This window comes from Gymnodinialimonas ulvae, from assembly GCF_037543845.1.
In the GTDB taxonomy this organism is placed as follows: Bacteria; Pseudomonadota; Alphaproteobacteria; order Rhodobacterales; family Rhodobacteraceae; genus Gymnodinialimonas; species Gymnodinialimonas ulvae.
On record NZ_JBBIFX010000001.1, the window covers coordinates 652,445 to 666,346 of the forward strand.

The 13,902-nt window shown below is 64.3% G+C and carries 14 protein-coding genes; 12 read left to right on the forward strand and 2 right to left on the reverse strand.

Features of this window, described 5'->3' with window-relative positions; all coding sequences use genetic code 11:
- The first annotated feature begins 115 nt into the window (after positions 1–115).
- Positions 116–862: a UMP kinase gene (pyrH, locus tag V8J83_RS03095; RefSeq protein WP_339983376.1), complete on the forward strand. Its 747-nt coding sequence runs from the start codon at positions 116–118 to the stop codon at positions 860–862.
- A gap of 173 nt (positions 863–1,035) precedes the next feature.
- Here pyrH and V8J83_RS03100 read toward each other — a convergent pair whose 3' ends face one another.
- Positions 1,036–1,674: a CHRD domain-containing protein gene (locus tag V8J83_RS03100; protein WP_339983378.1), complete on the reverse strand. Its 639-nt coding sequence runs from the start codon at positions 1,672–1,674 to the stop codon at positions 1,036–1,038.
- Positions 1,675–2,048: 374 nt separating this feature from the next.
- On the opposite strand from V8J83_RS03100, the gene frr reads away from it, so the two are divergent.
- The 11 genes from frr (at position 2,049) to lpxB (ending at position 13,404) form a co-directional block, all read left to right on the forward strand.
- The gene (gene frr / locus V8J83_RS03105; protein WP_339983380.1) at positions 2,049–2,603 is read left to right on the forward strand and encodes a ribosome recycling factor; all 555 of its coding nucleotides are present in this window, start codon (positions 2,049–2,051) and stop codon (positions 2,601–2,603) included.
- Between the two features lie 70 nt (positions 2,604–2,673).
- Positions 2,674–3,390 carry a polyprenyl diphosphate synthase gene (uppS, locus tag V8J83_RS03110; protein WP_339983382.1) on the forward strand — a complete coding sequence of 239 codons (717 nt, stop codon included), beginning with the start codon at positions 2,674–2,676 and terminating at the stop codon, positions 3,388–3,390.
- 8 nt (positions 3,391–3,398) lie between these two features.
- Complete coding sequence (locus V8J83_RS03115) at positions 3,399–4,229, forward strand: phosphatidate cytidylyltransferase (RefSeq protein ID WP_339983384.1); 831 nt, start codon at positions 3,399–3,401, stop codon at positions 4,227–4,229.
- Positions 4,226–5,413, forward strand: a complete 1,188-nt coding sequence (gene dxr, locus V8J83_RS03120) for a 1-deoxy-D-xylulose-5-phosphate reductoisomerase (RefSeq protein WP_339983386.1) — start codon at positions 4,226–4,228, stop codon at positions 5,411–5,413. The genes V8J83_RS03115 and dxr overlap by 4 nt, the downstream gene beginning before the upstream one ends.
- Positions 5,414–6,739, forward strand: a complete 1,326-nt coding sequence (rseP, locus tag V8J83_RS03125) for an RIP metalloprotease RseP (protein ID WP_339983388.1) — start codon at positions 5,414–5,416, stop codon at positions 6,737–6,739.
- Between the two features lie 518 nt (positions 6,740–7,257).
- A complete protein-coding gene (gene bamA, locus V8J83_RS03130) occupies positions 7,258–9,516 on the forward strand; it encodes an outer membrane protein assembly factor BamA (RefSeq protein ID WP_339983390.1) in 2,259 nt (752 codons plus the stop codon).
- Between the two features lie 5 nt (positions 9,517–9,521).
- Positions 9,522–10,097 (forward strand): OmpH/Skp family outer membrane protein, encoded by a 576-nt coding sequence (locus V8J83_RS03135; protein WP_339983392.1) that lies wholly within the window; start codon positions 9,522–9,524, stop codon positions 10,095–10,097.
- A 108-nt stretch (positions 10,098–10,205) separates the two neighbouring features.
- Positions 10,206–10,679, forward strand: coding sequence for a 3-hydroxyacyl-ACP dehydratase FabZ (gene fabZ / locus V8J83_RS03140; protein ID WP_339983394.1), 474 nt, complete (start codon positions 10,206–10,208; stop codon positions 10,677–10,679).
- Complete coding sequence (gene lpxA / locus V8J83_RS03145) at positions 10,679–11,485, forward strand: acyl-ACP--UDP-N-acetylglucosamine O-acyltransferase (protein ID WP_339983396.1); 807 nt, start codon at positions 10,679–10,681, stop codon at positions 11,483–11,485. The genes fabZ and lpxA overlap by 1 nt, the downstream gene beginning before the upstream one ends.
- A gap of 4 nt (positions 11,486–11,489) precedes the next feature.
- Positions 11,490–12,263, forward strand: a complete 774-nt coding sequence (locus V8J83_RS03150; protein WP_339983398.1) for an LpxI family protein — start codon at positions 11,490–11,492, stop codon at positions 12,261–12,263.
- 13 nt (positions 12,264–12,276) lie between these two features.
- Positions 12,277–13,404 carry a lipid-A-disaccharide synthase gene (gene lpxB / locus V8J83_RS03155; protein ID WP_339985958.1) on the forward strand — a complete coding sequence of 376 codons (1,128 nt, stop codon included), beginning with the start codon at positions 12,277–12,279 and terminating at the stop codon, positions 13,402–13,404.
- Here the strand turns inward: lpxB and V8J83_RS03160 are convergent.
- Entirely contained in the window at positions 13,388–13,867 is a 480-nt protein-coding gene (locus V8J83_RS03160; protein WP_339983400.1) for a YbaK/EbsC family protein, read from the reverse strand. The two genes, lpxB and V8J83_RS03160, sit on opposite strands and share 17 nt — an antisense overlap.
- Positions 13,868–13,902: the final 35 nt, after the last annotated feature.

The window sequence follows — 13,902 nt, forward strand, 5'->3', positions numbered from 1 at the left end:
AATCTACGGGCCGTTCTTCATGTAGACCCCAGCGGAAAGCGCGGCGAAATCGGGGCGTTGAACCGGGGCGGGGTTTAGACCATTGTGCGCGGCAAGATCAACGAAGGACATCCCCATGCCAGCCGACCAGTCCCCCGCCCCCTACGCCAGCGCCGCCCGGTACAGGCGCGTGATGCTCAAGATTTCCGGCGAGGCGCTGATGGGCGATCAGGGGTTCGGCCTCAACCCGCCGACCGTCGAGCGCATCGCGGCGGAGATCAAATCGGTCCATGACCTTGGCGTCGAGATTTGCCTGGTGATCGGCGGCGGCAACATTTTTCGCGGCCTGCAGGGCAGCGCGCAGGGGATGGAGCGGACCACGGCGGATTACATGGGCATGCTGGCCACGGTGATGAACGCGCTGGCGATGCAATCGGCGCTGGAAGGCTTGGGTGTTTATACGCGGGTGATCTCGGCAATCACGATGAACGAGGTGGCCGAGCCGTACATCCGCCGCCGCGCCGTGCGACACCTTGAGAAAAAGCGCGTCTGCATCTTTGCCGCCGGAACCGGCAACCCGTATTTCACCACCGACACGGCCGCGACGCTGCGCGCGTCCGAGATGGCCTGCGAGGCGATCTTCAAAGGCACCAAGGTTGACGGCGTCTATGACAAGGATCCGGCCAAACACACCGATGCGAAGCGGTTCGAGACGGTGACCTATGACGAGGTCCTGGCGCAGCACCTGGGCGTGATGGATGCGAGCGCCATTGCGCTGGCGCGGGAAAACGATCTGCCGATCATCGTCTTCAGCCTTGATGCGCCGGGCGGGTTCCGGTCGATCCTGGCCGGGGAAGGGACGTTTACGAAGGTTTCGGATTGAGCGCAGGGGCAGGCGGGCCGCGCATCGCGCCAGTCCGCGCCGGATGAAACGAAAACAGGGCGCCCGGTTGGAGCGCCCTGTTTTTTGGGCTGTGGGCTGTGGCCTGTGGTGTGCGGTGGGCCGTTGCGCAGATCTGTTGTGGCTGCGCGCGGATCCAAGGCCGAGAGGCCGGATCAGGCCGTGGCGGCCGCCCGCTTCTTGCTGCGGACGCGCCATGCGCCGAACGCAAGCATGCCGCCGAGCAGCAGGCCGGAGGCCGGAACCGGCACCGGTGCGATGACCGCTGCGACCTGACCGCGAATCTCGCCGCCCGCGAAGGCGTCGGTGTGGACGTTGAAGTAGATGTCGCCCGCATTCAGATCGCGCACGAGCTGGTGAAACGTGCGGCCAAGGAAGTCATCGGCGGTCAGGTCATTGGCAACCAGTTCGAAACCGAGGTCGGTGCCGATGCTGGTGTAGTTGTCACCAAAGCCGAAGGGCACGACGATCGGGCCATTCACGCCAACGGGGGCGCGGTGCAGGTGCACGGGACCAACCGGAGCGGCGACGAGGCCGTCGTTGAGGTCATCGAGCGAGATGCCCAGAACCGTCAGTGACACGTCGATGCTGCGCGCGCGGTAATCGACGTTGATCACGCCGGCACCAAGCGCCGGGCTGTCATTGGGTGCAGGAACCGAGGTCGGACCCGCGCCGGCCACTTCCTGAGCGCCGTTGAGCAGGCTTTCGAACGTCACCGTGCCCGCATGTGCGGCAGTCGACACAACGACCGCAGCCACGAAAGGCACAATTGCCTTCAAGTTAAACATTTTCATTTGTCTTTCTTTCCCCACGTAAGGATTTTACAAGTAAAGCCAACATCTTATCGGCTGTACGCAGACCTGTCTCGCCCGAGGGGCGGGCTAACATGCTTTGACTGTCACGGACAACTGACATGGCGGTGATTATTGCGTGTGCGTCCGTCCGGCAACGGTTCTGGTGGTCTGATGGACGCAAGCTGCGGCGCATGGGCTGGCCCGGGCCGGGCGGCACGAGGCGGAGGGTTGTGTGGGGATGCGGCATCGCCGGGTGGGCGGCGCTGCAAGGCGGGGCGTTGCGCGGGCAGAGGCGCGCGGATGCACCTATACAAGCGACCGCTAAGCCCCTACAACCGCGTGAAAGTTAAAGCAGCCTGACGGAGAAACGGGTTATGTCCGACGACTTCATGCTCGATACCGACGATCTCGAGCGCCGGATGGACGGGGCGATTGCGTCGCTTCGCACCGAGTTCGCATCGCTCAGAACGGGCCGCGCCTCGGCCTCGATGCTGGAGCCGGTGATGGTGGATGCCTATGGCGCGATGACACCGATCAACCAGGTTGGCACGGTCAATGTGCCCGAGCCGCGGATGGTGACGGTCAATGTCTGGGACAAGGGCCTTGTCGGCAAGGTCGAGAAGGCGATCCGCGAGAGCGGGCTTGGCATCAACCCGCAGCTCAACGGCACGATCATCATGCTGCCGATCCCGGAACTCAACGAGGAACGCCGCCGCGAACTGGGCAAGGTGGCGGGCACCTATGCCGAGAACGCGCGCGTGTCCATCCGCAACATCCGCCGGGACGGGATGGATCAGGTCAAGAAGGCCGATACATCCGAAGATGATGCGAAATTCTGGGAGGGTGCAGTGCAGGAATTGACCGACACCTATATCAAGCGTGTGGACGAGGCGCTGGAGACCAAGCAGCAGGAGATCATGCAGGTTTGAGGCCGGTGCCGCAAATGCACGGGTCCGGACGGCATGGCGACAGGCTGTGTGCGCCGCGAAAGGACGCCCGATGACGGAAAACAAGGCATCGCCTGACCATGTGGCCATCATCATGGATGGCAACGGCCGGTGGGCGCAGATGCGCAATCGCCCGCGTCTTGTGGGCCACCATGCGGGGGCCAAGCGGGTGCGCGAGATCCTGCGTGCCTCGGTCGAGCTGGACATCAAGTACCTGACGATCTTCGCGTTTTCGACCGAGAACTGGAAGCGCACGCAGACCGAAGTCGCGGGGTTGATGAAGCTGTTCAAGCGCTACATCCGGCGCGAGTCGCAGAACCTGTTTCAGGAAGGCGTGCGGGTGCGGTTCATCGGCGACCGGGTGCGGTTGGAACCGGCGTTGGTCGATCTGATGGACGGGCTGGAGCTTTTGACGGCGGACAATGACCGCGTGCACCTGACGATCGCGTTGAATTACGGCGGTCGCGACGAGGTGGCGCGCGCGGCGCGGCGGCTGGCCCATGACGTCGAGATGGGCAAGCTGAACCCGCGCGATGTCTGCGACGAGACCTTCCCGCGCTACCTTGATACCCATGTGTTGCCTGACCCCGATCTGGTGATCCGCACCAGCGGCGAGGCGCGGATTTCGAACTTCCTGCTGTGGCAATCGGCCTATGCGGAATACGAATTCATCGAGACATTGTGGCCCGATTTCACCGCCGAGATCTTTGCGGAGGTGGTGGGCCGCTATGCCGTGCGCGACCGACGCTACGGCGCCGTTCTGGCCTGAGCTGCGCGATGGCGGGCGGGCCGAAATTCGCGGATCTTGTCCCGCGCGTGTTGTCGGCTTTGGTGCTGTTGTCGGTGGCGGGGATCGGACTTTGGCTGGGGGGGCTGGTTCTGGCGCTTTTGCTGTCGGTGTTCGGTGCCATCATGCTTTGGGAATACTTCCGCCTGATCATTCGCCTGACCAAACCGTTCGCGCGGGTGGCCACGGTGATCAGCGCGGCGTTGCTGGCGCTGGCGTTGATCCTTGAGGATCGCATGAACGTTGGGGCGGAGGTTCTGGCCTTGTCGCCGGCGGCGGTGGGGGTCTTGGTGCTTACGATGGTCACGGTGATGATCCCGGTGCGCAAAAGCCGGTTGGAGACGCTTTTTGGCGGCATGATCCCGTTGGCGACGTTCCTGTTTTTCTATCTGCACCAATCGGTGCCGCTGGCGATGTGGTTGGTGGTTGCGGTGGTGATCTCAACGGATGTGGCGGGGTATTTCTTCGGCAAGCTGATCGGCGGGCCGAAATTCTGGCCGAGCCTGAGCCCCAACAAGACGTGGTCGGGTACGGTGTCAGGCTGGGTGATGGCGGCGATCATCGCGATTGCCGTGGGCCTGCGCGCGCAGGATCCGGTGCCTGCGGTGATCGTGGGCGTGGTGTTCCTGGTGCTGGTCGCCTTCGCGGCACAAATGGCCGATATCGCGGAAAGCGCGTTGAAACGCCGGGCCGGCGTCAAGGACAGTTCGAAGATCCTGCCGGGCCACGGCGGCGCGCTGGATCGGTTCGACGGCATGCTGGGGGCGTTCACGGTTGCGGGTCTGGCCTTTGTGCTGGCCGGTTTCGCGGTGACACCATGAGCCGCAGGCGCGTGTCGATCTTCGGGGCGACCGGCTCCATCGGACAGAACACCATCGACCTGATCGCGCGCGATGCGCAGGCCTATGAGGTCGTGGCGCTCACCGGGGCGTCGAACATCGCACAGCTGGCAACGGACGCACGGCGGTTGGGGGCACAGATTGCCGTTACTGCCGAGGCGCGCCTGTTGCCGGAGTTGCGCGCGGCGCTGGAGGGCAGCGGCGTGGAGGCCGCAGCCGGGGAGGCGGCGCTTCTGGAGGCCGCGGACCGGCCCGCCGACTGGATCATGTCGGCCATCGTGGGCGCGGCGGGGCTGGCGCCGGGGTTCCGCGCGCTGCGCCACGGCGCGACGCTGGCGCTGGCCAACAAGGAAAGTCTGGTCACGGCGGGCCCGCTTCTTTTGCAGGAGGCGCGGCAGCACGGCGCGCAGATCCTGCCCGTGGACAGCGAGCATTCCGCCGTTTTTCAAGGCCTCGTCGGCGAGGATATGGCGGCGGTCGAGCGCATCATCATCACCGCCTCGGGCGGGGGCCTGCGCGATTGGCCGATCGCGGCGCTGGCCAATGCCACGCCCGAAGACGCCGGGGCGCATCCGAATTGGGACATGGGTCAGCGGATCACCATCGACAGCGCGTCCATGTTCAACAAAGCCATGGAGCTTATTGAAACGAAAGAATTTTTCGGTGTTGTGCCCGCACAGATCGAGACCGTTATTCACCCGCAAAGCATCGTGCATGCGCTGGTGGGCTTCAACGATGGTGCATTGATGGCGCATCTGGGCGCGCCGGATATGCGCCACGCGATTGGGTATGCGCTGCATTATCCCGACCGCCGCGACCTGCCGGTGGCGCGGATCGATCTGGCGCAGCTTGCGACGCTGGAGTTTTACGCACCCTGCGCCACGCGGTATCCGGCGTTGAAACTGGCGCGCGCGGTGATGGAAGCGGGCGGTCATGCGGGCTGCGTGTTCAATGCCGCCAAGGAGACCGCGTTGGACGGTTTTCTGGCCGGGCGCATCGGTTTCATGGACATGAGCGGCGTGGTTGAAGCGACCCTTGACGCGATGTCGTCAAAGATCGGCCTTTCAAATGCCGTCGAAACCCTTGAGGACGTGCTGCAAACCGACCACATGGCACGTAAGACCGCCTGGACCGCAATCGAGCATCACGAGAAAGAGGCACGCTAGATGGATCTTCTTCCCGCATTCGGCAATCTTGGCTTCACGCTGTTGGCCTTTGTCGTCGCTTTGTCGATCATCGTGGCGATCCACGAATACGGCCACTACATCGTGGGCCGCTGGTCGGGGATCCATGCGGAAGTGTTTTCCATCGGCTTCGGTCCGGTTCTGTTCAGCCGCGTCGACAAGCGCGGCACGCGGTGGCAATTGGCGGCCTTGCCGTTCGGGGGCTACGTCAAGTTCCTGGGCGATGCGAATGCGGCCTCGGCCGGGGCAGATGGCGCGGTGCTGGATGCGCTTGATCCGGTCGAGCGGCGGCGCTCGATGCCCGGCGCGCCGCTTTGGGCGCGGGCGCTGACCGTTGCGGCGGGACCGGTGTTCAACTTCATCCTGTCGATTGCCATTTTCGCGGGCATTGTCATCGTCAGCGGTCAGGCCGTTGAAGAGGCCCGGGTGGGCGCGCCCAAGGCGCTTCCGGCGGAGGTCGTGACGCTGGAGCAGGGCGATCTGATCACCGCCATTGAGGGCGAGCCGGTCGAGGCCCTGGCCGATGTGTTCGAATTGGCCCGCGCGCTCGATCCGGCGGCGCTTGTGACTTATGACATCCTGCGCGACGAGCAGGCGATGCAGGTCGACGCGGCCTTTCCCCTGTTGCCCATCGTGCAAAGCGTGGCGCCGCAATCGGCGGCCATCGCGGCGGGAATCGAGGAGGGCGACGTGATCCTGACGGTGGACGGCACGCCGATCCACGGCTTCAGCCAATTGCGGAGTTTTGTCGATGCATCCGAGGGCGCGCCGCTGGCACTTGAAGTGTGGCGTGCGGGCGAGGTCCTGAACCTGACGCTGAGCCCGCGCCAGACCGACCTGCCGACCGGCGACGGGTTCGAGACGCGTTGGCTGATCGGGATCACCGGCGGTCTGATTTTCGAGCCCGAGACCCAGAGCGTCGGCCCGTGGGAGGCCGTGAGTTTCGGCTTCAACCAGGTGACGTTCATCATCGAAAGCTCGCTTGACGGGCTGTGGCACATCATCACCGGCGCGATTTCAAGCTGCAACCTGCAAGGCCCCATCGGCATTGCGGAGACCTCGGGCGCGGCGGCCAGCCAGGGGTTGGACAATTTCATCTGGTTCATCGCGGTGCTGTCGACGGCGGTCGGTCTTTTGAACCTGTTCCCGATCCCGGTTCTGGACGGCGGGCATCTGGTGTTCCATGCGTACGAAGCGGTGACCGGCAAGCCGCCGTCGGACAAGGTCCTGCGGGCGTTCATGTCGGTGGGCCTGTTCATGTTGCTGTCGCTGATGCTGTTTGCACTGACCAACGACATCTGGTGCTGACCCGGTCGGACCTTGCGGGTCGGACAGGGTTGCGAAACCGTTAAATCTCCACCTGCGGACCAAGGTTCTGACACATTTGGGCGCGATGATTGATGCATCGCAAACCCTTCATGGAGCCCGTGACGTCATGCGTTACCTAGCCCAAAGCACCCGCGGAATGACCCAGCTCGTTTGGGTCAATATGGATCGGTTCCTGACGCCGTTGCTGATCACGGCGGCGCTGTTCCTTGCGGGTTGGGTTTTGAGCCTGACCTGAGGCGGCGGTTTCACCACAACCCACGGAATTGGCGCCGTTTTTCGGCGTGGTCCGCGTCGCAACTGCGTGCCGGATCGGCCACAGGTTGTGACAAAGGGCGAGAAAGACACAACACTTCCACCACATGCGTTTGACTAGGCCTTGGGGGCAGGCTACCCAAGGCATGTCTGCAAACTTGACCAATGGGTGGGATTCTATGGTCCTCCGTGCTTTTTCGCACTTGTCTGGCTTCACCGCACGCGCTGTGACGGCCACCGTTTTGATGTGTGTTCTGCTGCTGTCGGCACCCATTGCAACTGCGCAAACCTTCAATTTCAACACGATCGACATTCAGGGAAACGCACGTACCAATGATGCGTCTATCCTTGATGTTGCAGGGCTGACGCCGGGCCAGTCGATTTCGGCCGGGCAGGTCAACGATGCGCTGCAACGGTTGCAGAATTCGGGCCTGTTCGAGCGTGTCGATGTCGCGCCACGCGGCAACACGCTGGTGATCAGCGTGGTCGAATTCCCGACGATCAACCGCATCGCCATCGAGGGCAACCGCCGGGTCGATGACGAGGACTTGCTTGGTGTGATCTCGTCGACGCCGCGCCGGGTCTATTCGCCGATCACCGCCGAACGTGACGCCGCCGCCATCGCCGAGTTTTATCGAGAGTCCGGTCGCCTGACTGCGACGGCGGTGCCGCAGATCATCCGCCGCGACGAAGGTCGTGTGGATCTGGTGTTCGAAGTGACCGAGGGCGCGGTGGTCGAAACGCAGCGCATCGCCTTTGTCGGCAACCGTGATTATTCCGACCGTCGCCTGCGCCAGATCCTGGAGAGCACACAAGCGGGCCTGTTTCGCGCGCTGATCCGGTCGGACACGTTCATTCAGGACCGCATCGCGCTGGACCGGCAGTTGCTGACCGATTTTTATCAGGATCGCGGCTATATCGATTTCCAGATCCTGTCGGTCACACCGGAGTTGAGCCGGGACCGCGGTGCCTATTTCGTGACGTTCAACATCCGCGAAGGTCAGAGCTACCGCATCGGCAACCTCAATGTGCGCTCGGAGCTGCCCGACGCGGATGCCAATGATTTCCGCGATGCGATCAACATCCGTCCCGGCGTGCGCTACAGCCCGCGCATCATCGACAATGTCATCACCCGGATGGAAAATCTCGCCGCCGATCAGGGCCTGCGGTTCGTGCGCATCGAGCCGGTGATCACCCGCGATGACGCCAACCTGATCGTGAATGTCGAGTTCCTGATCACCCGTGGTGAGCGTGTGTTCGTGGAGCGCATTGACATCGAAGGTAACCAGACAACGCTCGACCGCGTGATCCGCCGTCAGTTCGACGTGGTAGAAGGCGACCCGCTGGACCCGGCCCAGATCCGTGCCGCCGCAGAGCGTATTCGCGCCACCGGCTTTTTCCGTGATGTGGTTGTCGACGGTCGTCCCGGCACGTCGGAAGAGCAGGTGATCATTGATGTGGACGTCGAGGAACAGCCCACCGGCTCGCTCGGGTTCGGCGCCAGCTATTCGACCGACGGCGGTGTTGGGTTCTCAGTGAATTTCTCGGAGGAGAACTTCCTCGGGCGTGGGCAGGCCGTCTCGCTTAACCTCAACACGGTTGATGGATCGCAATCGCTCAGCTTCGCCTTCGAGGAACCCGCCTTCCTGCGCCGCGATCTGGCCCTTGGGGTCAGCGCCTACTACACCCAGACGCAGCAGCAAAACACCGACTCCTTCGACACCATCCGCTACGGCGTGGGCACCAGCCTCGCCTTCCCGATCAGCGAAAACGGGCGTGTGCGCCTGTTCTACAACTTCGATCATGATGAGGTTTCGGGGCTGGATGCGGACGACTCGCCGATCCTGACGCGGGAGCCGTCGGAGGCGGACACATCGCGGGTGGGCTTTACCTACAGCTTCGACAACCGCGCCACGGGTCTGAACCCGAATGCCGGTGTCGCGTTCGCCTTTACCGGGGAATATGCCGGGCTTGGCGGGGATACGGAATTCATCCGCTCGAATATCCGCGCGATTGCCGAGACCCGCGTGGCCCGCGAGGAAGTCACCCTGCGCGCCACGTTTGAAGGTGGCGCGATCAATGCGCTTGGCGATGATGGCACGCGGATTGCGAACCGGTTCTCGCTCAACTCGCGTCAGATGCGCGGCTTTGAGAGCGGTGGCTTGGGCCCACGTGATGTGAACGCGGACAACCAGAACTTCCTCGGCGGCAATTATTTCGCTGTGGCCCGGTTCGAGGCGGCCTTCCCGCTTCCGCTGCCGGATGAATACGGCATCTCGGGCGGCGTGTTTGCCGATGTCGGCTCGGTCTGGGGGCTTGATGACACGGTGGGTGCCGGTGGCGCCGAGGTTGATGACAGCTTCAGCCTGCGCTCTGCGGTTGGTGTGTCGGTGTTCTGGGACACTGCACTCGGGCCGCTGCGCTTCAACTTCTCGCGTCCGATCCAATCCGAGGATTTCGACCGGACCCGGAATTTCGACTTCACGGTCGAGGCGCGTTTCTGACACCGATGGCCGGGATACGTCATGTCTTGCACGCCGCCGCCTTCGGGTTGGCGGCGCTTGCGTTTGCAGCGCCCGAGGGGGCCGCGCAATCCACGCCGGTGTCCGGCGATATCCTTGTGCTCAACCAAGACCGGCTTCTGAGCCAGACGCAATACGGACAACGCATTCAGCGCGAGCTTGAGGCGGCTTCCTCGGCGCTGGCGGCCCAGAACCGCGAGATCGAAGCGCAACTCACCGCAGAAGAGCTCGAGCTGACGGATTTGCGCGCGACGCTGGAGCCCGCCGATTTCCGCGAAATGGCCGACGAGTTTGACGAGCGGGTCAGCAGCATCCGCGCGGCACAAGACGCCAAGACCCGCGATCTGCAGTCGCAGGCCGAGGCCGCCCGGCAACGGTTCTTCGAGGAGATCGTGCCGATCCTACTGGATCTGGTCGAGTCCGAAGGGGCGGCGGTTTTGCTGGACAGCCGGACGGTGCTTTTGTCGGCAGGCAGCGTGGATATCACCGATCGCGCAATTTCCGAGATCGACACGGCCCTTGGTCAGGGTGGCGTGGCACCCCTGTTCACCACCTTCGACTGAACGCGCCTTTGCAGACCGCGATCGGCCGAAAGCCGCGCCACATCTTGCCGCGCGCGGGTGGAGTTGCTAGGCCACCGCGAGTATATGTCCCAGCATCGGAGCGTTGCCATGAGTGTCGAGACCCCGACCACCGCCGATATCGACCTGATCCAGCGCATTCTGCCGCATCGTTATCCGTTCCTCCTGATCGACAAGGTCCGTGACATCGACCCGTTCACATCCGCCGTAGGCCTCAAGAACGTCACCGTGAACGAGCCGCATTTTCAGGGGCATTTTCCCGGTGTGCCCATCATGCCCGGTGTCACCATCGTTGAGGCGATGGCGCAGACGGCGGCGGTGATGGTGGGGGTGTCGGCGGATTTGGCCGACAAGAATTTCCTGGTCTATTTCATGGGCATCGACGCGGCCAAGTTCCGCCGCAAGGTGGTGCCCGGCGACGTGCTGGAATTGCAGGTCCACGTGACGCGCGGCAAGCCCGGCGGCAAGGTCTGGAAGTTCGATGGCCGCGCCGAGGTCGAGGGGGAGTTGGCTTGCGAATGCAGCTTCACCGCGATGATGGATCTGCCGCAGGGACACGCCTGATGGCGGTTGATCCTTCGGCTCAGGTGCATTCTGCGGCGGTTGTCGAAGACGGTGCGGTGATCGGCCCGGGCTGCACCATTGGGCCGTTTTGCGTCGTGGGGGCCGAGGTTACGCTTGGCGCGAATGTCACGCTGAAATCCCATGTGGTTCTGGCGGGTTGGACCGAGGTCGGCGACGGCTGCGAAATCTTCCCCTTCGCCTCCATCGGAGAGATCCCGCAGGACAAGAAATTCGGCGGGGAGCGCACGCGCCTGATCGTGGGCAAGCGCAACCGCATCCGCGAGGGCGTGACAATGAACACCGGCACCGCGGGCGGTGGCGGCGTGACGCGCGTCGGCGACGATGGCTTGTTCCTCGCAAACGCCCATGTGGCGCATGATTGCGTGGTGGGCGACCGGGTCGTGATGGTGAATTCCGCGGCGCTGGCGGGCCATTGCGTAGTGGGCGATGACGTGATCCTCGGCGGTCTGTCGGGGGTGCATCAATTCGTGCGCATCGGGCGCGGGGTCATCGTTGGCGCACTGAGCATGGTGACCAATGACGTGATCCCCTACGGCCTTGTGCAGGGTCCGCGCGGGCGGCTTGATGGGCTGAACCTTGTGGGCCTCAAGCGGCGCGGGGTGGCCAAGGCGGATATCACGGCGCTCAGGGCTGCGCTTCAGGCGCTCAAGCAAGGTGAGGGGGCCTCGTTTCAGGAACGCGCGCGCCGACTTGGCGAAAGTGACGAGATCGACAGCGATTATGTGCGCGATATCGTCGATTTCGTGATGGGTGAAAGCGACCGTTCCTACCTGACACCGGAGTAGATGCATGCGCGCGATCCTTGCGGGGGCCGGTGCGTTGCCCGGCCTGCTTCTCGAAGCCGAAATGGCCTATGTTGTCCAATTCAAGGACAGTGTGATCGACCGTCACAAGGCGCCGCCGATCAAGGCCCGGTTCGAGCAATTGGGCAAGCTGTTCGACGAGTTGCGCGCCAAGGATGTGCGCGAGGTCTGCCTTGCAGGCGCCATGGGCCGTCCGGCGCTGGACCCGGTGGCGTTTGATCCGTTCACCGCATCGAAAATGCCGCTTCTGATGAAGGCCATGGGGCAGGGCGACGATGCGCTGTTGCGGGCGGTGATTGCCGTGATTGAGGCGGAGGGCTTTGCCGTCATCGCAGCGCAGGACATCCGGCCCGATCTGGTCGCTCCGGCGGGTGTGATCGCCGGAGAGCCGGTGGCAGTGGAAGATGCCGCGCGGGCGCGGGCGGTGTTGGAGGCGCTCGGGCCGCTTGATGTGGGCCAGGGTGCGGTGGCCGCACGGGGGCAGGTTCTGGGGATCGAGACGTTGCAGGGCACGCAGGCGATGCTGGAATTCGTGGCCCGCACTGCGCCCGGATCGGGCGGCGTCTTCGTGAAACGCCCCAAAGCGGGGCAGGATCTGCGTGTGGATATGCCCGCCATCGGGCCGCAGACGATCCGGCAGGCGGCCGATGCGGGCCTTGCGGGCATCGAGATTGCGCCGAACGCGGTGTTGATGCTGGACCGCGCGGCGATAAAGGCGGCCTGCGCCGAGACCGGCGTGCACCTCTGGGCAGGGCCGTGAGGTGGGCGGCGCGCTGAAGCTGTTCATGGTCGCGGGAGAACCCTCGGGCGACCGGCTTGGGGGCGCACTGTTGGCCGGTTTTCGCGCGGCCGGGGCCGATGTGGACGTCCACGGCGTTGGCGGGCCGGAGATGGCCGCGCAGGGGCTGGGATCGCTGTTTCCATACGAAGAACTGGCCGTCATGGGCATTGCCGAGGTGCTTCCGAAATACCGCCAGCTCAAGCGCCGGATCGCACAAACGGCACAGGCCGCGATTGCGTCGGATGCGGCGGCGTTGATCACCATCGACAGCCCGGATTTCGGCTTGCGCGTGGCCAGGCAGGTGAAGGCCGCCCGCCCCGACATGAAGACGATCCACTACGTGGCGCCCTCCGTCTGGGCGTGGCGTCCGGGGCGCGCGGCGAAGATGGCGAAGGTCATCGACCATGTGCTGGCGCTTTTGCCGTTCGAGCCGCCCTATATGCAGGCTGCAGGCATGACGTGCGATTTCGTGGGCCACCCGGTGGTGGCCGAGCCACTGGCCACGGATGCGGAGGCGGCGGCGTTTCGGGCACAGAATGGCATCGGCGCAGACGGGCGGTTGATCTTGGTCCTGCCGGGATCGCGCCGGTCCGAGGTGACGCGGCTCGCGCCCCTTTTCGGGGCGGCGTTGCAGGGGGTGGAGGCGCGCCTGGTCCTGCCGACCTTGCCGCATATCCGGCAAGCCGTGGTGGAATTGACGGCGGATTGGTCGCCCGCGCCGCTGATCGTGGATGCAACCGACCTGCCGATGAAACGCGCGGCCTTCAGGGCGGCGGATATCGCGCTTGCGGCATCGGGGACGGTGTCGTTGGAGCTCGCGGCCAGTGGCACGCCAATGGTCATCGCCTATGATTTCAACTGGCTGACCCGCGCGCTGGTCAAGCGCGCAATCAAGGTCGACACGGTCACGTTGGTCAATCTGGTGTCCGAGACGCGCGCCGTGCCGGAGTTTCTGGCCGAGGCCTGCCGCCCGGAGCTGATCCGCGCGGGCGTCGAGGCGGTGCTGGCCGATCCGGGCGCGCAACGGGCCGCGATGGCCGAAACAATGGCGCGCCTCGGGCAAGGGGGGGCCGCGCCGGGCCTGCGCGCGGCGCAATCGGTGCTCAATGCGCTTGGGTGACGAAATCCGCGCGCGATGCGCCGGACATCTTCTGCAAGATATCAGGGGCGATTGGGAAGATGTGGCGCGGCGTTCCGGCGGCGGCATAGACCACATCAAACTCCGACAGGAGCGGATCCCACCAGGCGCGGATCGGGCTCAGGTGCCCGATGGGGGCCACGCCACCGATGGCGAAACCGGTTTGCGCGCGGATCAAGGCGGCATCGGCCTTGCCAAGCGGCTCGCCCGCCACGGCGCTGGCCTTTGCGATGTCGACCTGATGGCCGCCTGCGGTCACGAACAGGACCGCTTCGCCGCTGGTCTCAGCCCGGAAGATGATGGATTTGGCGATCTGATCCAGCGCGCAATGCGCCGCCGCCGCAGCTTCCGCCGCCGTGCGGGTCCCGTCGGCCATTTCGAGCACCTCGGCCGCTACATTGGCCGCGTCCAGCGCGCGCTTCACCCGTTTCAACGATTTCGACATGATCCACCGCTTGCCAATTCGCGCCGAGCTTACAA